Here is a 24,876-nt window from a genome sequence, read left to right on the forward strand (position 1 = left end):
TTGCAAAAACGTGTTACTCCTTAAATAACCTCTTTTCCTGCTGCTCAAACACGGCTCACTTGGAAGGCGTGCCTTGGTGGAAGAAGAGCTTCCAGCCAGATGTCCGCTTTTTCCATACCGAACTGCGCAGCGATTTTTTGCCGCTTGTTTTATTCCAAATCTGGTAAGTGGTCAATACCGCTTCTTCGCCAAGTGGATGCAGAAGAAAATCGGAAATCTCCATCTCGTCAGGCGTGAGCGCATGATCTTCATCGTAATCCGCCCTTCTCCAAATCCGCCCCGAACTGCCGATTTCGTAAAATTCATCATCGAGCACTTCGCCCAGTTTTTGTTTGGAAATGCGCACTTCCGGATGGATGTGGCTGCACTCCAGCTCATAAATCTCCTGTTCCAACCCTTTCATTTCGTTTCCCCCTCCTGTATTTCTTACTACTGTAGGAAATAAACGAAAGAGCGTCAACCATTTCTCCGCAAAAAAGCCTCTGCCAGTAGCAGAGGCCGATTCTTATTTTTCGTCTTCGTAAAATTCTTTCATATCTTCGTCTTTTCCAGGCTGATCCTGCGGGCCATCGGAAGAGCCATAGTCTTCTACATCTTCAAAGGAATCCGTATAGTCGCGCAGGCGTCCGTCTTCTTTCTCGACCGGCTGGCCAGTAGCGCCTTGGAGCACATCTTCTTCCGGCGGACGAGTCGTCAAATCCGGATTTTGGTCAGCATGGTCGATGCAGGTCAAAGCGGTTGGCAATGCCTCTAGCCGTTCATACGGAATATCCTTTCCGCAAACGGTGCATTTTCCATAAGTGCCTTCTTCCATGGCCGCTAATGCCGCGTTGACATCGTCCAATTCATCTTCTTTGAATTGGTTGAGCGCCATGCCCCGTTCCTGGTCGAACAAGTCGGTCGCATTGTCTGCCGGGTGATTATCGTAATTCGACAGCTCCGTCGTATCAAATTCTTCTGTATGTTCAACACGGTCTTCTAGAGAACTCTTTTGTTCGATCAATTGTTCTTTTAATCCCTGTAATTGTTGATCTGTCATCTCGGTTCCTCCTCAAAAGCTTGCTTGGTTTGTATATTTCCGTTTTAGGAGAAATCAAACCTGCAAGCATTGCCGAAACCCGAACTCCGCTATTTTATCTATCAAATCGCTTTAGCAGATTCAGAAGATATCCATCGAACCGGTGCCGCATCAACTCATCTGTCAAACCGGCTACTCCAAAGGCAGTCCATCCGGGATAAACTGTTGGCGTACCTTCTGCAAAGTCCACCAACGCCGATAAATCCCAATAAGGATGATAGGTAAACTTTTCTCCTGCTGCCTGCTCGTAAGCGGCTAAAAATCCGTCCGCTGCAGGAATTCCGTACAGCAATGCGAGATTAAGGCGGCAATGTCCGACGTCAATTCCGGCTGGCCCTCGGCAAGCATTGACCCAATCCACAATCCCGCTGATCTGGGCACCTTCCCATAAAACATTCGTAGGATGGTAATCCCGGTGAATCAAACAAAATTCTGCATGCGGCCGAATGCCGGCGACAATACGGAATGCCCGCATCCATTCGTCCGGGCAACTCGACCAGACCGGCCGCTCCATCTTCAAAGCATTGTTATAAGCGAAATACTCCCATCCGAAACCTTCCGCTTTGTGGCGGTGGATTTTCGACAGAGCAGCTGCCATTTCTTTCAGCCAGTGCTTTTCATCGTCCGGCTGCAACACAACTTCTCCGCTGATTTTGGTCATCAGTACGGCCGGCACTCCGCAAAGTTCGCCCGTTTCATCAAAAGCCACGATCTCCGGGACGGTTAGCCCGGTCTTTCCGGCTTCCCGTAAACTAGCCGCTTCATGCTTTGCGAGATCCGGCTCCATTGCAAGCCATTCTTCTAACGTAAATAAGCGCAAAACAAACGGTTCAAACCGGCCATCGCGTACAGCGGTAAATTCGAAAAGATGGGAGGAAGTCCCGCCTTTCAACGGGATAAGCTCTTTTATTTCGCTTTTAGCGCCCAGCGACTTTTGAAGCCAGGCCTGTATGTCGGATGTCACTTCGTATGGTTGATCCATGATCGTCTGCCTCCTTTTTATGCAACGCCCATTCAGCGTTTATCCAAAATGGCAAAGGGTATATTTTAAGCTATAGCCTGATTGCAGATAAAGCAAAAATATTGAGGAGCTGAAACCGATGAAAGTAAAAACGCCAATTCCCCGTGCAAAGGAATTAGATAGCACCTTATCGCTAATCAATGAAGGATTTAATTTTATGTCGAGCCGGCGCCAAGAACTTGGATCCGATATTTTTGAAACCCGCCTGATGGGCCAAAAAGCGGTGTGCATTTCCGGTGAGGAAGCCGCTTCCCTTTTCTATGATAATCAATACTTTAAACGAAAAGGCGCGATGCCGAAACCGTTAAAGAAAACTTTGCTTGGCGAAGGCGGCATCCACGGCCGAGACGGCGAAGAGCATCATCACTTGAAGCGCATGTTTCTTTCAATGATGACGCCTGAGCGTTTGGAAGATATTAAACGAATGGCCATCGAAGAACTCGACGCCAAAGCGAGCCAGTGGGAAACGATGGATACGGTGGGGTTGATGGAGGAAGTCCAGGAAATCTTGACGCGCGCTATTTGCCACTGGGCCGGCCTCCCTTTAAAAGAAAGCGAGGTCAAGCAGCGCACCGAAGAATTGGTCGCGATGGTCGACTCATTCAACGGCTCCATTGCGCGGTTTAAACGAGCGGCAGCTGCCCGGCAAAGCCAGGAAGCATGGCTTGAAGGCATCATCCGGGACATCCGTTCCGGCGTCTACAACCCGCCGCCGTATACTGCCGCCTATATCGTCGCGAACCACCGGGGAACTGACGGCAAGTTCCTGGATCTCCATACCGCTGCCGTCGACTTAAATAATTCCTACCGACCCATGCTTGCGACTTCGTTCCTTATTGCCTTCGGGGCGCTTGCGATTCATGAATATCCGGAGACGAAAATGAAATTGCAGAAGGATGAGAACAATTACAGCCATATGTTTGCACAGGAAGTCCGCCGCTACTACCCTTTCACGCCAGCGATGGCAGCCAAAGTGAAAAAGGATTTTGTGTGGCATGGCTATCACTTCAAAAAAAATATGATGGTCGTCTTGGACATTTTCGGGACGAACCGCTATCCCGACAGCTGGGACAGACCGGACGAATTCATTCCGGAGCGCTTTGAAAATTGGAAAGGCAGCCCGTTTTCGTTCGTTCAGCAAGGCGGGGGCGACCACTACGTGGGGCATCGCTGTGCCGGCGAATGGATGACGGTTATGGTGATGCAGGCATTCTTTAAATACTTCACGGAGAACATCAGCTACACCGTGCCGCCGCAGGATTTATCCTATGACATGACGCGCATGCCAAGCATGCCGAAGAGCGGTTTCATTATCAGCAACGTCCAAAAGCTGAAAGAGAATCCGCACAATATTCTCTACCGCGAACATGGGCAAAGCATTGTCCGCGCTTCCTATAGCCATTGACAGAGCCTGGAAAGTCTTTTACTATGAATGAGTTAGACGAATTTTATAACCCGGCAACGGGAGAGGTTCATAGCATTTCACCCTCTATAAAAAACTATGGATTGACGAAACTCAGCCGAATCCACATGCGATTCGGCTTTTCTTTTTCCGTTTTTTATAGGCCTCTCTCAAGCCGGATACTTGAAGGAGGCCTATTTTCATGGCAGGAAGAAACGAAGACACACTGGATCACTTATCGTTGCTCGGCAATCAGAACACCAAATACAAATTCGAATACGATCCCGATATTTTGGAACCGATCGACAATCTCCACACACGGGATTATTTCGTGAAATTCAATTGCCCGGAATTCACTTCGCTTTGCCCGCAGACGGGACAGCCCGATTTTGCGACAATGTACATCAGCTTTATCCCCGATAAAAAATTGGTGGAAAGCAAATCCCTGAAGCTGTATTTATTCAGCTTCCGCAACCACGGCGATTTCCATGAAGATGTGGTCAACATCATCATGAACGATTTGATCAAGTTAATGGAGCCCCGCTACATTGAAGTATGGGGGAAATTCACGCCGCGCGGAGGCCTTTCCATCGACCCTTATACGAATTACGGCAAGCCAGGAACAAAATACGAAGAAATGGCATCGTACCGGATGATGAACCACGACATGTATCCGGAAACGATTACCAACCGCTAAGGAGGCCGTTTAAATGCTGCTTTACTTGAATGGCGCTTTTGTCGGCCTATTGATTCTCTCAAACATTTTAGCGGTAAAACTTTTCAGCATCGGCGAGTGGCTCGTTCTCCCTGCTGCCGTCATTGTCTATGTATTCACTTTTCCGATCACCGATACCATTGCGGAAGTGTATGGAAAAGAAGCTGCGCGAAAAACGGTGTTTGCCGGTTTCATCACGCAATTATGTGCGTTGGCTTTTATCTATTTTGCCATCCAGCTGCCTTCTGCTCCGTTTTTCGGAGACCAGGCATCTTTTGAAACCATCTTTTCAGCGGGCTTCCGGGTGACGTTAGCTAGCCTTGTCTCTTATTTCATCAGCCAAAATTTAGACGTGACCATCTTCCACAAATTAAAAGACCGCCATGGCGACTCCAAATTATGGCTGCGCAATAATGCTTCCACCATGGTCAGCCAATTGGTGGATACAACAATTTTCATCGCCATCGCTTTTTACGGCACGATGCCGTTGTCTGCGTTGATTGCGATGATTCTCACGCAATACGCCTTCAAGTGGTGCGCTGCAGCGCTCGACACTCCGCTTGTCTACCTGCTGGTGAAGATTTGCCGGCGCGAGCGGGTAACCGCCGATCATATTTATTCAAAGGCATAAAAAAGCCGGAAGCATAAATTGCTTCCGGCTTTTGGTTTATCAATTTCCCATACTTGCAGCTGCTTCTTTTTTGCCTGCGTGAGAGAGCACAAGCTCTGCTACAATCGGCAAATGGTCGGAAGCTGAAGTTTCAATAACCGACGCTTGTTTTGGCGGCATTGCTGAATCTGTCCAAATATAGTCAATGCGGGTGATCGGCTTTAACATCACGCCGTCACTTCCGTCTTGATGAGGAGCCGGATAAGTGAAAGATTTTCCTTCTTCCACATCCGCGAACACATCATTCAATGCATTTCTGAATCGGTTGAGTTGCGGTTGTTCCGGATTCGCATTAAAATCTCCGGTCAACACTTTAGGAAATTGGCTTTTGTCCATAATGGATAAAATTTCATCCACATTTAGTTGGAGCTGTTCTTCTTTCAAGGATAAATGCGTGTTATAAAAGCTTAGGTAGGTGCCGTCCACTTCAATCACCGCTTCCAAGATGCCGCGTTGTTCACTTGGCGCAAACGGCGACTCCACTTCAGTCAATAAATGATTTTCTACATACTTGATGGGATATTTGCTGAACACAGCGTTTCCGTATTGTCTTCGAGGCCTTTCCGCTTCAAGGGGTTCAAAATCGAGATTCGCCCCAAAAGCTGCATACATGCCGAGCCGTTTGCTCAGCCATTCTACCTGATCAATAAACGAACTGCGTTCATCAAAATAACGGTCAAGTTCCTGCAAGCCGATCACTTCTGTCTCTGACTGTTCAATGATATAGGCGATTCTCTCCAGATCCACTCGATTGTCCATTCCCATCCCATGAGCGATATTGAATGACATAACCTTAAGTGGAATAGTGGACACCGTCCTATTTTCTTCCATGAAAACTCTCCTCCTGAATAGTAACGCATGGCCTTGGCTAAGTGACTAAGTTGGGTCCAGTTTAACAAATTTTTGACGCAAATACTGTAAATAAAATGTGAATTATTGTTAAAAGTTTGTAAAGCATTTTGAGCAAAATAGTAGAAAATAAAAAAACAGTTGGTCTCACAAAATTTGAGTTTTCGGATTTTTCTGCATTAAGCCAAAAAAAAAGCGGCCAGCGCCTGTTTTTCAACAAGCACTGATACCGCTCTTTATTCCTTCATTCCCGTGTAAACGTAAATCGCGTCGCGCAAAAATCCAGCTGCCCCCGGGCGGGCTTTGTCATAATAAGCTGCAAAGCGCTCATCGTCTACATACATTTGCGCAAGTCCGGCATGGGCTTCTTTGCTATACGTCGGCCATGTATAAGACAGCCATTCCCTATGAAGCTCCGCTGCTTTTTGTGCAAGAACGCCCGCGGGGTCACCTGTTTCAACAGCCGACGCCAAGGTATCGAACACTTCCTGCTCCAAGCGCTTGAACTCCGCGTACTTTGCTTCGCTCATGTTCAGCATTTTCGCATTCGATTGGTCGACTGTGGCATCGCCGTACTTCCCGCGTATTTCTTCCCCGTACTGCTTTTCATTGTCTTCAATCAGTTGCTGTTTAAAGCCTTTGAACTTTTCGGTGTCTTTCATTTTGACCGTCCCTTCCGCTGCAGAAATGGTCTTTTCCACATTCGTGATCAAAAGATCCAATTGCCTGCGTTTTTCAAGGAGCTGCTGCCGATGTTCTTTTAAAGCCAGCGGGCCGTCAAACGACGGGTCGTTGACAATGTGCTTGATCTTCTCCAGATCGACGCCAAGCTCCCGGTAAAAGAGGATTTGCTGCAGCTTATCCACTTCGGCTTGTCCGTAAATCCGGTAGCCTGATGAATTCTTCCTTGCCGGTTCAAGGAGCCCGATTTCATCGTAGTACCGCAATGTCCGCGTGCTGACGCCTGCCAGCCTGCCCAACTTCTGGACTGTATATTCCATCCGCTCACCTCCTCAAATCCACTCTACACCTTGACGCAGCGTGAAGGTCAAGCCAATTGCTGCTCCGCAAATTCCCGGTACAGTCCGTGCATCCGGCTGAGTTCTTCGTGGGTGCCGATGCCGGTCACTTCGCCTTTTTCAATGAAGACAATCTGATCGGCATCGACAATGGTCGACAGGCGATGGGCGATGACCAAAGTCGTGCGCCCTTCCATTAATCGGCTGAGTGCCTGCTGGACAATGCCTTCCGATTGGCTATCCAGGCTCGCGGTCGCCTCGTCCATCATCAAGACCTTCGGATCCCTTAAGAATGCCCGCGCAATGGCGATTCGCTGGCGCTGGCCGCCCGATAATTTCACCCCACGCTCTCCGACTTGCGTATCCAGCCCTTCTGGAAATTCTTGAATGAATTCTTTGGCGTAGGCCATTTCTGTAACGTTCCATAATACCTCGTCTGAAATAGCCCCAGCATCCGGGAGTCCATACACCAAATTCTCTCGGATGGTTCCGCCCATCATCGCACTTTCCTGGGAAACATAGCCGATTTGGCTGCGCCAAGCCAGCATAGACAATTCGTTGATTGAGGTCTCACCTATCGTGATGGTTCCGGCTTCCGGTTCATAAAAGCGTTCAATCAACCCGAAAACCGTCGTTTTGCCTCCGCCGCTCGGACCGGCAAACGCAATCATTTCGCCCGGCTTCGCTTCAAAGGAAAGATTTTTTAATACAGGCTCGCCTTTTTCATAGGAAAAGCTGACGTTCGAAACCCGCAAGGTTTTATTCGCGATATCGATTTCTAGCCCTTCCTGCCCTTCTTCAAGCGGCAGATTCAATATCTCAATAATCCGCTCCGTCGCTCCTTTTGCTTTTTGAAGTTCTGTGAAAAATAAAGCAAATCCGGTCATCGGCATAATAATTTGGAACAAATACAGAAGGAACGCTACGAGAGAGCCTGTCGACATTGTCCCTTCAGCAACACGGATCCCGCCGTATCCGATGATCATCACAATCACGGCCATCACAACCGTATACATGAGCGGCGCAATCAAGGCATAGATTCTTGCCTCTTTCAGCCCGATTTGAAACAATTTGCGGATACCGGATAGGCCCCTTTTTTCTTCGATCATTTCAGCGGTCGAAGATTTCATCAAACGGATCTCACTCAACGTTTGCTGGACATGGCCCGTGAAAGTTGCGGTTTCATCCTGCAAACTTCTCGAAATTTTCGCCATCCGGCGCCCAAGCGGAATCATGATCGCAATCGTCAACGGCACGGAAACGAGCATAATCAGCGTCATTTTCCAATCGAGCAGCAGCAAAATGATGACCGCCCCGATGATGGAAATGATGCCTGTAATAAACTGCGGAAAATGATCGGTGATCAAATTCCGGACAATTCCCGTATCATTGACTACCCGGCTCACCGTTTCGCCGCTGGCCTGCTGGTCGAAGTAAGGGACGCGCAGCCGGATCAAATGCACCCACATCCGTTCACGGAGTTCGGCAACGATTTTCTGCCCGACCATGCTCAATAAATAAAGGGATACTCCATTAATGACAGCTTGCAGAATGAACGCGGCAACGAGTGCCCCGACAAGCCAGGGACTGATGGTTTCCACCGAAAAGCCGTCGACCAGGTCCCGCGTCAATAATGGCACTGCAAGACCTACGATCGTCGTCACGACGCTTGCCGCAAGCCCAAAAGCAAGCGCCCATTTTGGGATCTTCAACGAAAGGATCAACGAAATAAAGGGTTTGAGGCCGTTCGTTTCTTGCTGTTTCTTCATAGATAAAAGCTCCGTTTCCATTGAATAGACTCCTCGTTCATCCACTCAGCTGAATTTCGCATAAATGCACGTGTCGGTCAGGTTTTTGCCATCCACTGACAATTCATCGTTATGCAAAACGCCTTCCAAGACGAAGCCCAGCTTTTCAGGAATGGCCCGGCTCTTGTAATTTTCTGCGTCGCACCTGATTTCCAGCCGTTTGCAGCCAAAGCCGTTCAGCGCCAGATCCGTCAATGCTGAAATGGCTTCAGACATATAGCCGAATCCGCTCGCCTCTGTGTTGATCCAGTAGCCGATCTCCATTTTTGGAATGTCCCATTCGATGCTATGAAAACCGGTGCTTCCAATAAATTCACCGGTCTCTTTGCTGAAAATTACGTAGCGGAGATTTTCTTTTTTCAAAAACAACAGATGCGCTTCCAAAGTGTTGATTTCTGTTTCTTCGACCGTCGGCGTTGTTTGCGCAAACGGCAGCCAAGGCTTCAGCTCATTAATGGACGCGCGGATCGCCGAATTGATGACAGCCCCGTCTCCCGGTTTTGGCATCCGCAGCACTAAACGCTCTGTTTCGATTTTCATTGGAATTTCCGGAATTGCTACAGCCATTTTTCCATCACCCTTTTCGATTAATTAACTAGCAGTAATTTTCCGGTCGCGCGGCAAACCGAGCCCGACCAAGCCGATGATCGGCAAGAACGACACCACGACCATCGTTTCGTATACGCCGATGGAATCCATCAAGATTCCAATGACCACGCCGCCGATAGCCCCCATTCCAAACGCTAATCCGACCGTCAGCCCGGACATCGTCCCGATTTTGCTTGGAACCAGCTCCTGCGCATAAACGACGGTCACGGAAAAGCTCAGCATGATGAAAAATCCAATCAACGCGAGCAGGATCAGCACCGCGAATAGCGGAACATATGGAAGGGCCATCGCCAGTGGAATCGGCACCAAAAGCGACAGCACAATGACATTTTTTCTGCCGATCCGGTCTGCGAGCGGCCCGCCGAAAAACGTTCCGGCAGCACCGACCGCCAAGAACAGGAAGATATAGAGCTGCCCTGTTTGAATGGTCAATCCGTACGCTTCCATCAAATGAAAGATGTAAAAGCTCGTCATGTTCGTGACGTAGAACGAGCGCGCAAAAATAATGATAAGCAAAAGCGCCAAAGCCGCACCCACTTGTTTTTTCGTCAGTGCCGGCAGTGACGACAAGCGTACTTTCTTCCCTTTTTGCAGCTTTTGCTGCGCCAACTCTTCTTTATACCAGACCGAAATTTTCGATAAGATGAAAATCCCGAGTGCAGCAACAAATAAAAACAGCGCTGCCCCTCTTTGCCCGAGCGGCACCAAGATAAATGCACTGATCAACGGTGCAAGCGCCTGCCCTGAATTGCCGCCGACCTGGAAGATCGATTGGGACAATCCGCGCTTTGTGCCTGCCGCCATATACGAGACCCGTGAACCTTCGGGATGGAATACGGCAGAACCGAAGCCCAGAAATACGACTGACAGAAGAATCATCCAATATTCCGGCGCAAAAGCGAGCCCTGCCATCCCGAGAAACGAACTGGCCATGCCGAATGGCAGCGCAAACGGCATCGGCTTCTTGTCGCTTATAAAGCCAATCACCGGCTGCAGCAGCGACGCCACGATATTTAGCGCAAAGGCGATCAAGCCCAATTGCGTGAACGTCAGCCCCAAATCCTTCTCAAGTATCGGAAACATGGCAGGAATCACCGCCTGCAATGAATCATTCAGCAAATGGCAGGCGCCAATTGCAAACATGACCGGATAAACCGGATTTCCAGCCATGGACGAACTTATTGATTTTGCCATCAACCCGCCTCCAATTATGTATGTGCCTCCCCATCGAATCTGGCGAGTCAGAAGAATTCGAAAACAAAGTCTTCTTTGTGCCTCTATTATAGTCTAGTTCCGAACCATCCGACAGATTCCGGCGCAAAAAAATCCGGCTGCGGAATTGGCTCCGCAGCCGGTCGATTACGCTAAACTATTTTCTGTTGGATGATTTTGCTTCCACTTTTCAAGCCGCTTGTCCAACACAATGTTGCCGAATGGAATAAAAGCAGCAGCGAATGCACCGATTGAAAAACGGAACGGCCATCTGGCAATGAACGTCATATAAGCGATAAAGAGAATATATAACGTAAACAGCGCACCGTGGATCGGCCCGACAAAGCTGACCGCTTCCGGCAAATCAACAAAATATTTCAATGGCATCGCAATAAATAGAAGGATCAATAACGAGCTTCCCTCGATCAAGCCCATGACCCGAAAGTTTTTCAAAGAATTTTTCATCGTTCTCCTCCTTGGTTCTCTGCTTTTCATTATAGGGAGAGAGCGCTTCTATGCACAAGGGCGAGCCGCTTAGTTTTTAAAATGTATCGTGCATCTCTTCATAATTCCGCCATCGTTTCAGGCTCATTTCAATTTAATGAACAATACTTTTAGGTAGTCGCCTTCTTTGAACTCTTTTTGGACGCGGAAATCTGCAGGCAGCGTGAATTCTTCCACAATGCTGTATTTCTTTCCTTCTTCTTTAAAGGCCTTATCGATAAAGCCTTTGAATTTTTTCATTCCAAATGAAGCGCTATTGGTCGAAGCGACAATGATTCCATTTTTTTCTGTGATGGCTATGGCTTCACGCATTAAGTTTGTATAGTCTTTTGACGTACTGAACGTATACTTTTTTGATCGGGCAAAACTCGGCGGATCCAAAATGACCATATCAAATTTCAATTCTTTGCGCTTGGCATATTTAAAATAATTGAAAACGTCCATGACCAGGATGTCTTGCTGTTCGTAGTCAATTCCATTCACACTGAACTGCTCGATGGTTTTACTCGAGCTGCGTTTTGCCAAATCTACGCTCGTGGTCTTTGCCGCTCCGCCCAGTGCTGCCGCTACCGAAAAAGCCCCCGTGTAAGAGAACGTATTCAAAACGGTTTTCCCTTTGGCGTATGTGTCCCGGATCGTCCGGCGCACATCGCGCTGATCCAAGAAAATGCCGGTCATCGCTCCATCATTTAAGTAAATGGCGTAATTCATGCCATTTTCTTTAACAATCAACGGAAACTCGCCGCGCTCTCCGGCTACAAAATCATCATCTTCAATGTACTGGCCTTTCGTATCGAACCTTTTCTTCTCATAGATCCCTTTGAACTCCACGACATTTTGCAGCGCTGCAATGATGTCAGCTTTAAACGTATAGATGCCTTCACTGTACCAGCTCAATAAGTAATAGCCAGCGTAATAATCGATGGTCAATCCTCCGAACCCGTCGCCTTCCCCGTTTACGACGCGAAAAGCTGTCGTTGCAGGATCATCGAAATAAGGCTGCCGCCTGTTAATGGATTTAGCCAACTTGCGTTCCATGAAAGCCTGGTCGATGCTTTCCTCTTCATTGCGCGTCCATATCCAGCCAAGCCCTTTGTTTTGCTTGCCGTAATAGCCTCGTGCCAAAAAGCGCCCTTGCGCATCTGTCAATCGAAGAAGCGCCCCTTCTTCTTTCAGCATTTGCGTATCCATTAAAGCCTCTTTTTCGATCAACGGATAGCCTGCCGCATAGGCTGCCTTGAATTTATCATTCACTTTTACCGTCATTTCCTGTTTCATCGTTTCTCATCCTATCTGTCAAAGCCCATTTGTTTTATAATAAGTGTAATACAAAGCCTGGCGCATTCATACCTTCGCATTCGAAACGCTTCGAGAGATTCTGATTCATCCATTTTTCCTGAAGGAGGAATTTGCATGAAGAAAGTATTTTACACCTACGATATTCTCTTGACCACCGGTGAGTGGCTGAGAAATATCCGCATGGAAGGGGCGTTGGAAGACAATTTCCCAGGAGTGGCCGTCAGTTTTATCCAAGTAGAGACTGAACAGGGAAAACCCGTTGCCCTGAATATGTATCACATTGTCAAAGCCGAGTTGATACGGGTGGAAGAATTTTAAAAGCCGAAAAGCGCCATGCTATCGGGCATCGCGCTTTTCCTCTGTTCGGTCGAGTCCAATTTTTCTCACTGATAACAACAAGTTTTTCAAAGCAACGTCGGCGATGAAGTAATATATTGCATAATGCATATATCTATTTTCCACAAACTGGTGTATAATTATACTTAATTCATGCATCAGAAAGGGAGAGTACGTTATGCCGATTCCAGTAAACCACGCAAAACCTGTTCGGGTCACTGCGAAAGAAAGCGCATATCTTCAACTGCAGCAGTGGATCATCGATGGTACTTTGCAGCCTGAAGAAAAATTGACCGATACTGAACTTGCAACTGCCTTAAATTTAAGCCGAACACCGATAAGGGAAGCCCTTCAACTTTTAGAAGCACAAGGCTTCGTTGAAATGTTCCCAGGAAAAGCGACGCGCGTGACAAAAGTCGACAAAGAAGACATTAAAGAATTATTGCCGCCGCTTGCCGCATTGCAGGCCTTAGCAGCTGAACTCGCCATCCCGAATTTGGACGATGAGCTGATTGAGCTATTGGAAGATACAAACCGCCGCTTCGCAGAAGCGATTAAATCCGGCGACCATTCTTTGTCGCTTCGAATTGACGAAGAGTTTCACCAATACATGGTTGATGTAGCGAATAACACGTACATCACAACCATTATAAATCGCCTGCAAGCACATGTAAGACGCCAGTTTTTTCATCATTCCCTCGTATTGACGATGCATTCTCATGATGAGCATGTGCAGATCATTGAAGCATTGAAAGCCAAAGACGGCGAAAAAGCGGCTCAACTCATGAAGTCGAATTGGATCCGTACCACCGACGAATTGACCCATTGATATAAAAAAAGCTGCTTCAGAAGCGATTATGCTTCTGAAGCAGCTTTTTTCTTTTTATTTGTTGTAAGCTTCGCTCTGAACTCCTCGAACATTGACGCTTTTTTTGCTGCGGGCAATGATCCCGGTAATGGCAATGACGATGAGTGCCGGCAATAGCCAACCCAGCCCATCCGCATAGAGCGGCAGCGATGAAGCATAGAAATCGATGATGGCTTGCAGCCACCCCGGATTCGCCACTTCAAGTGAACTTGTCAAAGTCTTTAAGCCATCAATAATCGCGATGAAGAACGTGACCGTAATTGCTGAAACATAGACAAGGCGGTCGTGTTTGAACAGAGGCGACAAGAATGCCAAGATGATCAAAACAATCGCAAGCGGATATAAGAACATCAATACGGGAATCGAATACGTAATGATGTTTGCTAGTCCCGCATTCGTAACGACCAATGAGAAGACGGAGAAAATAACGACGTACGTTTTATAGCTGATTTTCGGCGTCAATTTATGGAAGTATTCCGCATTGGCTACTGTCAAGCCGATAGCGGTTGTTAAACACGCCAGCGTAATGATAACGGCTAGCAAGGATGCACCGAAGGTTCCGAAGTAATGGGCAGAAGCACCGCTTAGTACAGGGCCGCCTGTATCCATAAGGCCTAAAGTATTGGTGCTCGTTGCACCTAAATAGGCAATTCCCGTATAGACGATAGCTAGAAGAGCGGAAGCGACTGCACCACTTTTCAGAGTTGCTTTTAAAATGCCTTTTGGCGAATTCACGCCAAGTTTGCGTACAGTGGCAATAACAATAATTCCGAACACCAAGGATGCCAAAGCGTCCATCGTATTATAGCCTTCTGTAAATCCTTTTAAAAACGCTCCGCTTGCATACGCTTCTTGCGGCGCTTCAGGAGACCCCATCGGACGCACGATAGACATGATCAAAAGAGCCGCCAATGTGATCAAGATTCCTGGAGATAAATATTTCCCGATGTTATCGACCATTTTCGATGGATTCAATGAAAGCCAAAGCGAAATGCCGAAAAAGATGACCGAAAAGACGATCAAGCCGATTGCCATATTGCCTTCTCCGATAAATGGTGCAATCCCTACTTCATACGAAACGGCCCCGGTTCTCGGCAAAGCGAAGAACGGTCCGATGGTCAGATACAATAATGCCGTGAAAACGAGCCCGAAAACAGGATGTACGCGGCTTGAAAGATCCTGCAAGTCGCTGCTTTTCGAATAACCGATTGCCAAAATCCCAAGAAGCGGCAGACCCACTCCTGTAATCAAGAACCCTGCAATGGCAATCCATACTTCTGATCCTGCATATTGGCCAAGCTGTGCTGGAAAGATTAGATTTCCTGCTCCAAAAAATAAAGCAAACAACATCATACCTACGATTGAATATTGGCCAAATGATAATTTACGGTCCATCCTTTTTCCTCCTTGATGACTGAAACGCCGGCCTAAAAGGCTGTATTTCAACATTTAATGATTTCAAAATAATACTTCGTGACTCCAAATACCGTATGCAATATATCGCTTAAAACAATAATACAATATTTAAGCCAAAATGCAAGGAATTTTATGAAGATTTTTTAAAAAATCTGTCAATTTAATATTTTCAGGTATTAAAGACTATTTTCTTGAAATAATATCGGGTCAAAATAAAAACGGCCACGCCAATTGCGAAGCCGTTTCGCTAACTTTCAGTAGCGAAGGGCCGCTACCGATTTGCTGATTGTGAGTTGTTCGATGTCATATCCTTTGCTTTTCAAATAATGCTCCATGCCTCTTTTGGCAATATCAATATTATTCTTAGGCCCAATGGTTATGTGGCTGAGGGGGAGCTGGCCGTTAAAATCCAGGGCAATGTATGGAATAATGACGCCATTTTGTGCTCTGAAACGCACGGCCGGCTGCAATTCACCGCTTTTATCCATCAAAGCGATTCGGTATTCTTCCTCACTTTTAAAAGCAGGATCTTTGAAAAAAATCGCGCAGCTAGAAATGATCGTAAAAAAATGCTCCGACAGAGCCGCCTTAACTTTCTGGATATCGTGGTTCTTCGCCACTTTGAAAGTCCCTATCAGAAAATTCATCAACAGCAATTCCTGTTCCTTGCGGTCATACTCCACAAACCCATGAATTGCCCGGCGCCCTTCCTGCAAGCCCGTCAATTTCCCCAAAAGATTCTCTGCATAAAATCCCAGATTATAGCCTTCGCCTTTTGCGTAGTTGTACCAAAGAGCTAAAGAGTCCTGCGTATGGGACATGGAAAAAATATAGACTTCAAATCCGCTTTCCTCGATTTGCTCCAAGAAATGTCCCATCGCCGCTTCCAATTCATCCACAAACAACTTCCACAATTCGGTTTCCTTTTGCCTCTGCATTTTGCCGATGACCGTTTTCAAGACATTCGCGAAATAAATCAATTCACTTGAATCATTAAGAAAGTTTCCTTTGCTCATCCACAAATTATCGGTTTCCATCATGCCAATCAAACTTTGGAGACTCGTGTAATGGTAGAGAGTCTGACCCGATTCATAAGTTTTCCGGAACTGCTTGTCGAGTTCGTTCTGGAATTGCCATTCCAGTTCATCCTCCAATTTCAGCTGTGCGGCCATGACACCGCCCCTTTCCATGAACTTGATGGTCCCACTATTCCCGATTCCACTTGCTTGAAACGGCATTATGCAGATTAACTGAAATCATGAACTTGTAGGTCCGGCACTGTAAACTTCTTCGAACGGCTGAACGATCACAAAGCCCTCTCCTTTAAATTCCATTTGAATCGATTCTCCGCTTCCCCGGCCGATAAGAGTGCGGAAGCTGACATCCGTCCGAAATTCAGGCGTCAAATTCCCTGACCAGGCGACAGTGGCATTCGGATCCGTAATGACCGGCTCACCCGGACGGACAAGAAGCGTCAACGGTTCGTAATGGGAAGTAATTGCCACCCGACCTTTCCCGCTTAACTGGACGTTAAATAATCCGCCAGCCATCATGCCTGCGACTTTTCTCATGAGCTTGATCTCCCAATCGATGCTCGGTTCAAAAGCCAAAAGGTCATTGCCGTTGACAGTGATGGATTCGTTGTTTAATTCGAAAATGGTTACTTTCTTTCCTTGATCTGCAAGGTAGAGGCGGCCTTGCCCCGTCGCTTTCATCAACGAAGTGCCTTCGCCGGTCAATGCCTTTTTGAACATCTTGCTGACGCCATGCTCCAGCATGCGCTCCCGCTCGAATTTGATCTGGCCGGTATAGGAAATCATGGAGCCGGCTTTGGCCCATACCGTATCGGTCAAATTCACTTCCAAAATCCGCTCTGTCTCCAGCTCAAAATAATCATTTTCCTGTTCATCTTGCTGGGTCTTGCGAATAAATTCCTCAATCGTGTAGTTCTCCATCATCATTTCCCCCTTCAATTCACTTGTCTCCATTTACGGATTGGCGGCTTTTAAGTTTCAAATTATGTTCTGAAGAGCTTGCCAACCGAAAGACAGACCGAATCCGATGAGGACGATTCCGGCAGCGATAGAAAAGATTTTCATGGACCTTCGGCCAACAAATTCCTTGCCGAAACGGACTGAAGACGCAATGATCAAATCCCAGATTGCGATGCCGACGAAAATGGCGCTGCTGTAGAAAAGAACGGCTCCTCCACTGTGATTTTGAAGCGTTGAGGACAAAACGGATCCGTATATGCCCACCCAGAAGAGAATGTTTAAGGGATTTGAAATCGCAATGGCGAAATCGGAGAAAAAACAGGACAGATACGAATCCTTCTGCTGTTTCTTTCCTTGATCCAAGCGGAGCGGCTGGTATGCTGCACGAATGCTGTCGGCCCCTAAATAGACCAGGACGATAAAGCCGATGCCCCACATGATGGTTTGTGCAGCAGCCGTCGTCAAAAAAGCAGCTATGCCAAAATAAATCAAAAGCATCAGCAGAATATCTGCTGCCATTCCGCCAACCCCTACAAACCAGGCAGATAGAAACCCTCCACGCATCCCTCTTTTCACGATTTCAATCGTAATTGCCCCGACCGGAATCGAAAGTGAGAATCCGAGAACTATAATTCCAGCAAATCTTTAGCCATCATCGAACCTCCATCGCTCTCTTGGCATTTTGTTCCCCTTTAACCCTTGCCGCCAAAACTAAACATCGCCGCGCCTCAAAGTGGCTGAAATTTCTTTCTTAAGGCGCAGCTTCTCGCTTTTCATTCGAAATGATGTAGAATTATTTACTATGAAGCTTAACCGCTCCATTTCGCAATTTAATTGGAAGGCGCGATCGCTTATGAAATTTCTTGTTATTTTTATTCAATTTCTCGTCTTGTACGGGTTTTATCTGGCCGGCGAATGGATGAGCGAATTTTTAAATTTGCCGCTGCCTGGCAGCGTTATCGGCTTCTTGCTGTTGTTCGCCGCTTTGGCTTTGAAAATTTATCCGCTTCGCTGGATTGAATCAGGGGCCCAGTTCCTGCTCATGTTCTTGTCTCTGTATTTCATTCCCGCCACGGTCGGCGTCATGAACTACGGAGATGTCTTTACAGGAAAAGGCATTTGGCTCATTGCGATTGGCGTATTCAGTACGCTTTTGACCATGGCCGTCTCCGGCTATCTTAGCCAGCGGACCGTACAGTCCCCTCGCGAAAGAGAGGTGGAGTGACGATGGCTATTTTTCTTTTGTCTATGCTGTTTGCGGGTTTGACCATTATTCTTTACCTCGTGTTAAACAGTTTGTACGTCAAATACCGGTGGACGGTTCTGACGCCGGTGTTAACGACGACGGTGGCATTAATCGCCATTTTGCTTGTTTTCGACATCCCTTATGACCGCTACATGCTCGGCGGCCAATGGATCGGCTCACTGCTTGGGCCCGCGGTTGTCGCTTTGGCGGTTCCGCTATACAAGCAGCGCGATTTGCTGTTACAAAGTCTACTGCCGATTGTCATCGGCGTTTCAGGCGGTACAGTCGTCGGCATGTTCAGCGGCATGCTGCTTGCCCGGGCTTTTCATTTTTCCGAAGAAGTGGTGCTGACCATCTTGCCAAAATCCATCACGACTCCTGTCGCCATGCAGTTGGCTGAAGGCTTTGGCGGCATTCCTTCGCTTGCAGCCGTGTTCGTTATGGTGGCCGGATTCACCGGCATCTTAGCCGGTCCTTGGCTGTTGAAAGTGCTGCGCATCGATTCGCCAATCGGGCGCGGCATCGGCCTCGGCTCCTCAGCGCACGGCCTTGGCACATCCAAAGCATTTGAATATGGACCAGACGAAGCTTCCATGAGCTCTGTTGCAATGACATTAAGCGCAGTGATTGGCTCGTTTCTCGGCCCCGCTATTGTTTGGCTGTTCTTTTAACGAAGAACAGCTTTTTGTTTTGGTGAATTTGTATTTGCGCGCGTTCGTTTTGAAATGCGCGCGTTCAAAAAGATTTGCGCGCGCTCAAACAAAAATGCGTGCGTTCACAAAGATTCAACGCAAAAACAGACGGAAAATGAAATCATTCATTTTCCGTCTGTTGGTTTACAAGCCGATATCTCTTTTGTTATAGCCGACTACACCCGCAATCGCCAATAAAATCGCAATCCCGGCCAAAACAGCGGCCGCTCCGATGTCCATCTCTTCAATCGGCCACTGCGGAATATGGCCGAACGGCGAGACTTGGACGACCCATTCCGGAAATTGAAACAGGCTGCCCATATAAACCACCACAAACGAAAACGCCAAATAGAGCCAGACAAAACCGGTCAACGATTTGAACCACCCCAGTAATAATGCCGACAGGCCAAGCATCGCCCAAATAGCAGGCAAATAGACGATGGCTGCATAATAGAAAGTGGAAAGTGGCAGTGTCTCGTCCATCAACGAATTGCCGACGATCCCCATTCCGAGACCCGCCATGGAAGTCATCACAATGCTGATAAGAAAAGCGAGCACCAAATAACTTCCCGTCAAACGGGTTCTCGATACCGCTCTTCCCAGGAGATGTTCGATACGGCCATTTTTTTCTTCACTCTTTAATTTCAAAAAGGCCAGGAGAGACGGAATGGCACCGATAATCGCGAGCACAGACATCAAAATCGGCAGAAATTGTTCCACTAGAGTAAAGCCTTCCTGAACGACCAGCAGCTCCTGCATCAAATCCACATCGGCGAAAAAGGCTTCTAAGTCTCCAAGCACCGAGCCGTAGGAAGCGCCGAGCACGAACATCCCGATCGCCCAGGCAATGATGCCGGTGCGCTGCAAACGGAACGCCAAACCGAACGGACTCAATAATGCCGGGGATGCTTTGCTGCGCCCGGCCCGCGACGGCAAGAACCCTGAACCGAGATCACGGATCGAATTCAAGTAAAGGGCAAAGCCTGCAATCGCCAAAGCCACACCAATGGTCAATAAAACCGGCCACCAGTAGTTATTGACGTAAACTTCCGACCGGACCACCCAGCCGAGCGGCGAGAACCAGGACACGGCTTCATTGCCGACATCTCCAATTCCCCGGATGAGATAGGCAAGCACCAGCACCGTTACCGACCACCCAAGCGCTCCCCGCGAACTTTGCGACAGCTGGGCGAATACGGCTGTAATAGCCGAAAAAATCAAACCGCTGGATCCTAAAGCGGCGCCATATAAAAGGGAGCCTTCCAAATCCATTCCTTCGATTCCAAGCGCATACAAACCGATGCTCACAATCAAAGCAAGCAGGAGATTCACTGCCAGCATGACCCATAAAGTCGACTGCAATCCGGACAACCGGCCGACTGGAAGCGAACGGATCATTTCTGTTCGCCCGTCTTCTTCCTCTGCACGGGTATTCCGCGTCACAAGCAGCACACTCATCAATCCGACAACGACGGCCGTCATCAAGAGCATTTGATGCGCCATCATGGCTCCGTTCGTGTAGTTCGCTAGGCCATAGCCTGGTCCTACCATCGCGGTCATCGCCGGGTTCTTCATCGTTTCCGCGAGCGCTTGCCGCTCTGCCGCATTTTGATACAAATCGGTAAAAGCGGCGGCTGTTGCGAGCGTCATCAGCGCAAAGCCGAAGAGCCAGGCGGCAATCCGGATGCGGTCGCGCCGCACGACTAACCGAATCAGTTCACCGGTTCCCTCAAAAAGGTGATTAGCCACGGTGTACCGCCTCCTCCCCTTGTCGGTCGACCTTGCCGCTTTCTTCGTAATGGCGCATGAACAATTCTTCCAACGTCGGCGGAGCACTTTCCATCCGGACGATGCCGTATTCACTGACATAGCGGATCACACGGTCCAATTCCTCCGCATCTACTTGGAAAGAAAGGGCATCCCCTTGTTCCTTGATGCCTCGAACTCCTTTGACTTCGTGCAAGAAAGGCATCGGCCGTTTCGTTTCCACAAGCATGACCGTACCCGTCAAATGCCGGAGATCCTGCAAGCTGCCGGTTTCGATAATTTTTCCTTGCCGGATGATCGCCACTTTATCGCATAATTTTTCGACTTCCGATAAAATGTGGCTCGACAATAAAATACTTTTTCCTTGCACTTTCGCTTCCATGACACATTCCTGGAAGATGCGCTCCATCAACGGATCCAAGCCGGAAGTCGGTTCATCCAGGATATACAAGTCGGCGTTTGACGAAAAAGCGGCCACCAGCGCGACTTTCTGCCGGTTCCCTTTCGAATAGGTCCGGCATTTTTTGGTCGGATCCAAATCGAACCGGCGGATCAACTCGTCTTTTCTGCCCTTATCACCGTTTCCATTCAACTTCATGAACAGATCAATCACTTCGCCGCCTGTTAAATTCGGCCACAAATTCACGTCTCCGGGTACATAAGCCACTCTTTTGTGGATGTCCACCGACTCATTCCAGGCATCCATCCCAAAGATTTCCGCTTTACCGGCACTTGGTTTCAAAATTCCTAGCAGAACCCGGATCGCCGTTGATTTGCCGGCACCGTTCGGACCGATAAAGCCGTATACTTCGCCTTCGCCCACTTCAATATCTACGCCATCAAGCGCTATTAAATCACCGAATTTTTTCGTCAGCCCACTGGTTTTCAATACGCTCATCACTTTCACCCCTTACTTATAAAAGCTTCGTTTTAGAATGTCCAGGTATTCATAAAACTCCTGCCAATACGGATCAAAATCGATCGCAGCCATTTTCTGCCCTTCCAGCTTTCGGAGCAGTTCATTTTGATAGCCTTCAATAGCCCAGCGGATCAAATTGAAAGTTTTCTCGACATCCACGTCTTGCTTAAACAGTGAAGTATCAATGCCTTCATAGACCAGCGCATAGCCCTGGCGCTGCAATTCCTTAAATTGTTTTTGTAGGTCTTCCGGCAGCTCCAGCCCTTTTTCAAGCATCACCATCCCGATAAAATTGAATACATGCCGGTTTTCCGTCTGTGCTTTCAACTTTACTTTTGAGGCCTGTTTAAACCGTTCGATAAAATCCTTTTCCGATAAATCGACCAGATTGAAATATTCTTTTACAACCAGGTCAAAACTATAGCTCACTAAATGGTGGAACAATTCTTTTTTGCTATTGAAATAATAAAACAGCATGCCTTTTCCAATTCCAGCTTTTTTCACAATACGGTTTGTAGAAGCCATGTCGTATCCATGTTCTGCAAACTCTTCCAATGCCGCTTCTAGAATGGCTTGTTGTTTCAACACATCTAAACTTTTGAATTTCTCCATATTTCTTTCCCCGCCCTCTTTGGACCACCTTGGTCGACTCCAGAATACACCTTTTGACCACAGTGGTCAATAGAATAAAAAGAATTTTGAAACAGGTTTGATTTGCGCAATTAAATGATATGTTTTGAATAGAGTATTTATAAAAGAAAGGAAGAGTGAAATGAAGGGGTTATTTACAAACAAAGGGTTGGCATTGATAGTAGGAACGCTTTCCTTGTCATTATTGGGCGCTTGCAGCAGCGAGGAAGAACCAGCGACTGAAGAGGCGACAGCGTGGGATGAAATCCAGGAAGAAGGCGTGTTGACTGTGGCAACTTCCGGCACCTTATTCCCGACGTCTTACCGCGAAGAAGGCACGGATAAACTGACAGGCTTTGAAGTGGAAGTGGTCCGGGAGCTGGGTGAGCGTTTGGATCTGGAAATTGAATTCACCGAACTTGGCTTCGACGAGATGCTGACTTCCGTCCAGACCGGGCAAGTCGATCTTGCTTCTAACGACATTGAGATTACGGAAGACCGCGAAGAGAAGTTTGCGTTCTCGACGCCATTCAAGTATTCCTACGGAACAGCCATCGTCCGTAAAGACGATTTGTCGGGGATCGAAACTTTGGAAGATTTAAAAGGCAAGAAAGCAGCTGGCGCTTCCACTTCCGTCTACATGGATACTGCCCGTGAATATGGCGCTGAAGAAGTCGTCTATGACAATGCTACGAACGAAGTCTACCTTCGCGACGTAGCCATCGGGCGCACGGATGTCATTTTGAACGATTACTACCTGCAGACTTTGGCACTCGCTGCATTCCCGGAACTGGACATCACGATTCATCCAAACTTGAAATACAGCCCTTCCGAAGTCGGCGTGGTAATGAACAAAGACAATGCGGAATTGGCTGAAAACATTAATACTGCGATAGAAGAAATGCTGGAAGACGGCACCATCGCTGAAATTTCCGCTGAATTCTTCAACGGAGCAGACGTTACACAAAAAGTGGAAATTGAAGAATAAAAGCTAAGAGGAGCCGCGCGCAGCGGCTCCTCTTTTTTTATTTCCCTGTCCTTTTTTATGCCATTTCCGCTTCTTCCAATAAATCTTCATTCAATTACCGTACGATCCTTTCCCGTTCTCCAGTTAAGTCTTATACTAAACTAAATAATTAAAATAATCAGAAGAAGGGGTGGCGATATGGGTTTTTCTTTTTCCCCACTGGGCGACCAAGCCATTGTCGTCGAAGTCGGAAGCGAGATTAAAGATACGGCACAAAAAGATGTACGCACCATTTCGGCTTTGCTTGAAGCTTCTCCTCCTCCTTGGCTGATCGAAACCATTCCAGCTTTTACAACCGTCGCTGTTTTCTATGATCCCGCAAAGGCATTGTATGGAACGGTTAAGCAGGAACTGGAAGAGTTGCTCCGCCAAACTTCGGTAGAATTGACGGCAGCTGCAAGAACCATTGAGATCCCGGTGTGCTACGGAGGCGAGTTCGGCCCCGACTTGGAATTTGTTGCAGAGCATAACGGACTGACTCCACAGCAGGTCATCGACATCCATACAGGCGGCGAGTATTCCGTTTACATGATCGGCTTTGCACCAGGCTTCCCTTTTATCGGCGGCATGTCGGAAAAAATCGCGGCACCAAGGCGGGATTCCCCACGGCTTCGGATTCCGGAGCGCACCGTCGGCATTGCCGGGATGCAAACGGGCGTCTATCCCATCGAAACTCCAGGCGGCTGGCAATTGATCGGTCGCACACCGCTGCGCCTTTTCCGTCCGGAAGAGGAAATTCCAAGTTTATTGCGCGCTGGCGATAAAATCGTTTTTACACAGATCACCAAAAGCGAATACGCTTCTTGGAAGGAGGACGGCCATGCTGAAGATCATTAAAGGCGGACTTCAAACGACCGTCCAAGACCTTGGCCGTACCGGTTTTCAGAAATACGGCGTTATCGCGAGCGGTGCGATGGATCCTTTTGCCCACCGGACGGCGAATCTCCTTGTCGGCAATGCGGAACAAGAAGCCACGCTCGAAATCGCTTTGGCGGGCCCTGCCATTGAATTTCAAGAGCCTGCTTTCATTGCGATATGCGGAGCCGACCTTTCGCCTACAATCGATGGCGTATCCGTAAAACGATGGCGCACCCTTTCAGTGAATAAAGGAAGCGTCCTGAAATTCGGCGCTCCTCGCACGGGCTGCCGCGCATACATAGCCATCGCTGGCGGAATTTCCGTTGCGCCGATCATGAACAGCAAATCGACGTATTTGCGGGCAGGCATCGGCGGATTCCACGGGCGCGCGCTAGATGCCGGCGATGAACTGCCGATCGGAAGGATAGCGGACGAAGCAATAGAGGCACTGAGGAAAGCATCCGATCAAGAAGTGGACTGGCAAATCCCTGCTCCCCGCTATTCCGCTGAACCTATAGTCCGGTTGATGCGTGGCCGCCAATTCGACTTATTCAACAGCACAAGCCAACAGCGGCTTTTTACTGAAGCTTTTTCCGTATCAACCGACTCTGACCGGATGGGCTATCGCTTAGAGGGCCCGCAATTGTCGCTAACCGAACCAAAGGAATTGATTTCGGAGGCTGTCGCTTTCGGATCCATTCAAGTACCCGCCGATGGCAACCCGATTATCTTGCTTGCAGACCGGCAGACGACAGGCGGCTACCCCAAAATTGGCCAAATTGCTTCCGTCGACTTGCCGCTTGCTACGCAGCTTAAGCCCGGTGACCGGATCCGCTTCAAAGAAATTACGCTTGAAGAAGCACAAACTCTTTTTATTGAACAGGAACAGCAGATCCGCCAATTGAAAGTTGGCATCCGACTAAAAATGGAGGAATGA

General features: G+C 48.0%; 27 protein-coding genes and 1 riboswitch. Of the genes, 10 read left to right on the forward strand and 17 right to left on the reverse strand.

Annotated features, from left to right (window positions below; genetic code table 11):
• Positions 1–55 precede the first annotated feature (55 nt).
• The 3 genes from MTR82_RS14230 to MTR82_RS14240 form a co-directional block, all read right to left on the reverse strand.
• A complete protein-coding gene (locus MTR82_RS14230; protein ID WP_246809565.1) occupies positions 56–403 on the reverse strand; it encodes a nuclear transport factor 2 family protein in 348 nt (115 codons plus the stop codon).
• A 102-nt stretch (positions 404–505) separates the two neighbouring features.
• Positions 506–1,039: a TraR/DksA C4-type zinc finger protein gene (locus MTR82_RS14235; RefSeq protein ID WP_052653713.1), complete on the reverse strand. Its 534-nt coding sequence runs from the start codon at positions 1,037–1,039 to the stop codon at positions 506–508.
• Positions 1,040–1,133: 94 nt separating this feature from the next.
• Complete coding sequence (locus MTR82_RS14240; protein WP_246809566.1) at positions 1,134–2,060, reverse strand: phosphotransferase family protein; 927 nt, start codon at positions 2,058–2,060, stop codon at positions 1,134–1,136.
• A 118-nt stretch (positions 2,061–2,178) separates the two neighbouring features.
• On the opposite strand from MTR82_RS14240, the gene MTR82_RS14245 reads away from it, so the two are divergent.
• The 3 genes from MTR82_RS14245 (at position 2,179) to MTR82_RS14255 (ending at position 4,847) form a co-directional block, all read left to right on the forward strand.
• The gene (locus MTR82_RS14245) at positions 2,179–3,504 is read left to right on the forward strand and encodes a cytochrome P450 (protein WP_246809567.1); all 1,326 of its coding nucleotides are present in this window, start codon (positions 2,179–2,181) and stop codon (positions 3,502–3,504) included.
• 56 nt (positions 3,505–3,560) lie between these two features.
• Positions 3,561–3,608, forward strand: a riboswitch (PreQ1 riboswitch).
• A gap of 95 nt (positions 3,609–3,703) precedes the next feature.
• Positions 3,704–4,198, forward strand: coding sequence for a preQ(1) synthase (gene queF / locus MTR82_RS14250; protein WP_246809568.1), 495 nt, complete (start codon positions 3,704–3,706; stop codon positions 4,196–4,198).
• Positions 4,199–4,211: 13 nt separating this feature from the next.
• On the forward strand, positions 4,212–4,847 hold the full coding sequence (locus MTR82_RS14255; RefSeq protein WP_246809569.1) for a queuosine precursor transporter: 636 nt from the start codon (positions 4,212–4,214) through the stop codon (positions 4,845–4,847).
• Between the two features lie 39 nt (positions 4,848–4,886).
• Here the strand turns inward: MTR82_RS14255 and MTR82_RS14260 are convergent, their stop codons facing one another.
• The 7 genes from MTR82_RS14260 to MTR82_RS14290 all read right to left on the reverse strand — a co-directional run bounded on the left by MTR82_RS14260 (position 4,887) and on the right by MTR82_RS14290 (position 12,165).
• The gene (locus MTR82_RS14260; protein ID WP_246809570.1) at positions 4,887–5,717 is read right to left on the reverse strand and encodes an endonuclease/exonuclease/phosphatase family protein; all 831 of its coding nucleotides are present in this window, start codon (positions 5,715–5,717) and stop codon (positions 4,887–4,889) included.
• Positions 5,718–5,971: 254 nt separating this feature from the next.
• On the reverse strand, positions 5,972–6,736 hold the full coding sequence (locus tag MTR82_RS14265) for a MerR family transcriptional regulator (protein ID WP_246809571.1): 765 nt from the start codon (positions 6,734–6,736) through the stop codon (positions 5,972–5,974).
• A gap of 47 nt (positions 6,737–6,783) precedes the next feature.
• Positions 6,784–8,544, reverse strand: coding sequence for an ABC transporter ATP-binding protein (locus MTR82_RS14270; RefSeq protein WP_425024025.1), 1,761 nt, complete (start codon positions 8,542–8,544; stop codon positions 6,784–6,786).
• Positions 8,545–8,568: 24 nt separating this feature from the next.
• Complete coding sequence (locus MTR82_RS14275; protein WP_052653734.1) at positions 8,569–9,129, reverse strand: GNAT family N-acetyltransferase; 561 nt, start codon at positions 9,127–9,129, stop codon at positions 8,569–8,571.
• A 24-nt stretch (positions 9,130–9,153) separates the two neighbouring features.
• Positions 9,154–10,365 (reverse strand): MFS transporter, encoded by a 1,212-nt coding sequence (locus tag MTR82_RS14280; RefSeq protein ID WP_246809572.1) that lies wholly within the window; start codon positions 10,363–10,365, stop codon positions 9,154–9,156.
• Between the two features lie 165 nt (positions 10,366–10,530).
• The gene (locus MTR82_RS14285; RefSeq protein WP_246809573.1) at positions 10,531–10,848 is read right to left on the reverse strand and encodes a DUF3817 domain-containing protein; all 318 of its coding nucleotides are present in this window, start codon (positions 10,846–10,848) and stop codon (positions 10,531–10,533) included.
• Between the two features lie 123 nt (positions 10,849–10,971).
• Positions 10,972–12,165, reverse strand: a complete 1,194-nt coding sequence (locus MTR82_RS14290; RefSeq protein ID WP_246809574.1) for a class I SAM-dependent rRNA methyltransferase — start codon at positions 12,163–12,165, stop codon at positions 10,972–10,974.
• A 135-nt stretch (positions 12,166–12,300) separates the two neighbouring features.
• Here MTR82_RS14290 and MTR82_RS14295 point away from each other — a divergent pair, with 135 nt between their 5' ends.
• Both MTR82_RS14295 and MTR82_RS14300 read left to right on the forward strand, forming a co-directional pair.
• Positions 12,301–12,504, forward strand: a complete 204-nt coding sequence (locus MTR82_RS14295; RefSeq protein WP_246809575.1) for a hypothetical protein — start codon at positions 12,301–12,303, stop codon at positions 12,502–12,504.
• A gap of 196 nt (positions 12,505–12,700) precedes the next feature.
• Positions 12,701–13,351 carry a GntR family transcriptional regulator gene (locus MTR82_RS14300; RefSeq protein ID WP_246809576.1) on the forward strand — a complete coding sequence of 217 codons (651 nt, stop codon included), beginning with the start codon at positions 12,701–12,703 and terminating at the stop codon, positions 13,349–13,351.
• A 54-nt stretch (positions 13,352–13,405) separates the two neighbouring features.
• Here the strand turns inward: MTR82_RS14300 and brnQ are convergent, their stop codons facing one another.
• The 4 genes from brnQ to MTR82_RS14320 all read right to left on the reverse strand — a co-directional run bounded on the left by brnQ (position 13,406) and on the right by MTR82_RS14320 (position 17,433).
• Positions 13,406–14,785 carry a branched-chain amino acid transport system II carrier protein gene (brnQ, locus tag MTR82_RS14305; RefSeq protein WP_052653747.1) on the reverse strand — a complete coding sequence of 460 codons (1,380 nt, stop codon included), beginning with the start codon at positions 14,783–14,785 and terminating at the stop codon, positions 13,406–13,408.
• Positions 14,786–15,060: 275 nt separating this feature from the next.
• On the reverse strand, positions 15,061–15,978 hold the full coding sequence (locus tag MTR82_RS14310) for a DUF2971 domain-containing protein (RefSeq protein WP_246809577.1): 918 nt from the start codon (positions 15,976–15,978) through the stop codon (positions 15,061–15,063).
• A gap of 84 nt (positions 15,979–16,062) precedes the next feature.
• Positions 16,063–16,761: an AIM24 family protein gene (locus MTR82_RS14315; protein ID WP_246809578.1), complete on the reverse strand. Its 699-nt coding sequence runs from the start codon at positions 16,759–16,761 to the stop codon at positions 16,063–16,065.
• 57 nt (positions 16,762–16,818) lie between these two features.
• Positions 16,819–17,433, reverse strand: a complete 615-nt coding sequence (locus MTR82_RS14320) for a LysE family translocator (RefSeq protein WP_246809659.1) — start codon at positions 17,431–17,433, stop codon at positions 16,819–16,821.
• Positions 17,434–17,653: 220 nt separating this feature from the next.
• Between MTR82_RS14320 and MTR82_RS14325 the strand changes: the two genes are divergently transcribed.
• Both MTR82_RS14325 and MTR82_RS14330 read left to right on the forward strand, forming a co-directional pair.
• Positions 17,654–18,025 carry a CidA/LrgA family protein gene (locus tag MTR82_RS14325; protein WP_246809579.1) on the forward strand — a complete coding sequence of 124 codons (372 nt, stop codon included), beginning with the start codon at positions 17,654–17,656 and terminating at the stop codon, positions 18,023–18,025.
• 2 nt (positions 18,026–18,027) lie between these two features.
• Positions 18,028–18,717 carry an LrgB family protein gene (locus MTR82_RS14330; protein ID WP_246809580.1) on the forward strand — a complete coding sequence of 230 codons (690 nt, stop codon included), beginning with the start codon at positions 18,028–18,030 and terminating at the stop codon, positions 18,715–18,717.
• A 165-nt stretch (positions 18,718–18,882) separates the two neighbouring features.
• Here the strand turns inward: MTR82_RS14330 and MTR82_RS14335 are convergent, their stop codons facing one another.
• Genes MTR82_RS14335 through MTR82_RS14345 form a run of 3 tightly spaced genes read right to left on the reverse strand, consistent with a single transcriptional unit; the run spans position 18,883 to position 22,036 of the window.
• Positions 18,883–20,487, reverse strand: coding sequence for an ABC transporter permease (locus MTR82_RS14335; protein WP_246809581.1), 1,605 nt, complete (start codon positions 20,485–20,487; stop codon positions 18,883–18,885).
• Complete coding sequence (locus MTR82_RS14340; protein ID WP_246809582.1) at positions 20,480–21,403, reverse strand: ABC transporter ATP-binding protein; 924 nt, start codon at positions 21,401–21,403, stop codon at positions 20,480–20,482. Before MTR82_RS14340 ends, MTR82_RS14335 begins: the two co-directional genes overlap by 8 nt.
• Positions 21,404–21,415: 12 nt before the next feature.
• Entirely contained in the window at positions 21,416–22,036 is a 621-nt protein-coding gene (locus MTR82_RS14345; protein WP_246809583.1) for a TetR/AcrR family transcriptional regulator, read from the reverse strand.
• Positions 22,037–22,196: 160 nt separating this feature from the next.
• On the opposite strand from MTR82_RS14345, the gene MTR82_RS14350 reads away from it, so the two are divergent.
• The 3 genes from MTR82_RS14350 (at position 22,197) to MTR82_RS14360 (ending at position 24,876) form a co-directional block, all read left to right on the forward strand.
• Complete coding sequence (locus MTR82_RS14350) at positions 22,197–23,042, forward strand: transporter substrate-binding domain-containing protein (RefSeq protein WP_246809584.1); 846 nt, start codon at positions 22,197–22,199, stop codon at positions 23,040–23,042.
• A gap of 177 nt (positions 23,043–23,219) precedes the next feature.
• Complete coding sequence (gene pxpB, locus MTR82_RS14355) at positions 23,220–23,918, forward strand: 5-oxoprolinase subunit PxpB (RefSeq protein ID WP_246809585.1); 699 nt, start codon at positions 23,220–23,222, stop codon at positions 23,916–23,918.
• Positions 23,902–24,876: a 5-oxoprolinase subunit C family protein gene (locus MTR82_RS14360; protein ID WP_279577090.1), complete on the forward strand. Its 975-nt coding sequence runs from the start codon at positions 23,902–23,904 to the stop codon at positions 24,874–24,876. The genes pxpB and MTR82_RS14360 overlap by 17 nt, the downstream gene beginning before the upstream one ends.

The sequence above is a fragment of the Planococcus ruber genome (assembly GCF_022819085.1).
Classification (GTDB): domain Bacteria; phylum Bacillota; class Bacilli; order Bacillales_A; family Planococcaceae; genus Planococcus; species Planococcus ruber.

What these genes read in the sequence shown, in the direction of transcription:
- MTR82_RS14230 (WP_246809565.1), bottom strand. Translation starts at nt 403, where the DNA reads ATGAAAGGGTTGGAACAGGAGATTTATGAGCTGGAGTGCAGCCACATC.
- MTR82_RS14235 (WP_052653713.1), bottom strand. Translation starts at nt 1,039, where the DNA reads ATGACAGATCAACAATTACAGGGATTAAAAGAACAATTGATCGAACAA.
- MTR82_RS14240 (WP_246809566.1), bottom strand. Translation starts at nt 2,060, where the DNA reads ATGGATCAACCATACGAAGTGACATCCGACATACAGGCCTGGCTTCAA.
- MTR82_RS14245 (WP_246809567.1), top strand. Translation starts at nt 2,179, where the DNA reads ATGAAAGTAAAAACGCCAATTCCCCGTGCAAAGGAATTAGATAGCACC.
- queF (WP_246809568.1), top strand. Translation starts at nt 3,704, where the DNA reads ATGGCAGGAAGAAACGAAGACACACTGGATCACTTATCGTTGCTCGGC.
- MTR82_RS14255 (WP_246809569.1), top strand. Translation starts at nt 4,212, where the DNA reads ATGCTGCTTTACTTGAATGGCGCTTTTGTCGGCCTATTGATTCTCTCA.
- MTR82_RS14260 (WP_246809570.1), bottom strand. Translation starts at nt 5,717, where the DNA reads ATGGAAGAAAATAGGACGGTGTCCACTATTCCACTTAAGGTTATGTCA.
- MTR82_RS14265 (WP_246809571.1), bottom strand. Translation starts at nt 6,736, where the DNA reads ATGGAATATACAGTCCAGAAGTTGGGCAGGCTGGCAGGCGTCAGCACG.
- MTR82_RS14270 (WP_425024025.1), bottom strand. Translation starts at nt 8,544, where the DNA reads ATGGAAACGGAGCTTTTATCTATGAAGAAACAGCAAGAAACGAACGGC.
- MTR82_RS14275 (WP_052653734.1), bottom strand. Translation starts at nt 9,129, where the DNA reads ATGGCTGTAGCAATTCCGGAAATTCCAATGAAAATCGAAACAGAGCGT.
- MTR82_RS14280 (WP_246809572.1), bottom strand. Translation starts at nt 10,365, where the DNA reads ATGGCAAAATCAATAAGTTCGTCCATGGCTGGAAATCCGGTTTATCCG.
- MTR82_RS14285 (WP_246809573.1), bottom strand. Translation starts at nt 10,848, where the DNA reads ATGAAAAATTCTTTGAAAAACTTTCGGGTCATGGGCTTGATCGAGGGA.
- MTR82_RS14290 (WP_246809574.1), bottom strand. Translation starts at nt 12,165, where the DNA reads ATGAAACAGGAAATGACGGTAAAAGTGAATGATAAATTCAAGGCAGCC.
- MTR82_RS14295 (WP_246809575.1), top strand. Translation starts at nt 12,301, where the DNA reads ATGAAGAAAGTATTTTACACCTACGATATTCTCTTGACCACCGGTGAG.
- MTR82_RS14300 (WP_246809576.1), top strand. Translation starts at nt 12,701, where the DNA reads ATGCCGATTCCAGTAAACCACGCAAAACCTGTTCGGGTCACTGCGAAA.
- brnQ (WP_052653747.1), bottom strand. Translation starts at nt 14,785, where the DNA reads ATGGACCGTAAATTATCATTTGGCCAATATTCAATCGTAGGTATGATG.
- MTR82_RS14310 (WP_246809577.1), bottom strand. Translation starts at nt 15,978, where the DNA reads ATGGCCGCACAGCTGAAATTGGAGGATGAACTGGAATGGCAATTCCAG.
- MTR82_RS14315 (WP_246809578.1), bottom strand. Translation starts at nt 16,761, where the DNA reads ATGGAGAACTACACGATTGAGGAATTTATTCGCAAGACCCAGCAAGAT.
- MTR82_RS14325 (WP_246809579.1), top strand. Translation starts at nt 17,654, where the DNA reads ATGAAATTTCTTGTTATTTTTATTCAATTTCTCGTCTTGTACGGGTTT.
- MTR82_RS14330 (WP_246809580.1), top strand. Translation starts at nt 18,028, where the DNA reads ATGGCTATTTTTCTTTTGTCTATGCTGTTTGCGGGTTTGACCATTATT.
- MTR82_RS14340 (WP_246809582.1), bottom strand. Translation starts at nt 21,403, where the DNA reads ATGAGCGTATTGAAAACCAGTGGGCTGACGAAAAAATTCGGTGATTTA.
- MTR82_RS14345 (WP_246809583.1), bottom strand. Translation starts at nt 22,036, where the DNA reads ATGGAGAAATTCAAAAGTTTAGATGTGTTGAAACAACAAGCCATTCTA.
- MTR82_RS14350 (WP_246809584.1), top strand. Translation starts at nt 22,197, where the DNA reads ATGAAGGGGTTATTTACAAACAAAGGGTTGGCATTGATAGTAGGAACG.
- pxpB (WP_246809585.1), top strand. Translation starts at nt 23,220, where the DNA reads ATGGGTTTTTCTTTTTCCCCACTGGGCGACCAAGCCATTGTCGTCGAA.
- MTR82_RS14360 (WP_279577090.1), top strand. Translation starts at nt 23,902, where the DNA reads ATGCTGAAGATCATTAAAGGCGGACTTCAAACGACCGTCCAAGACCTT.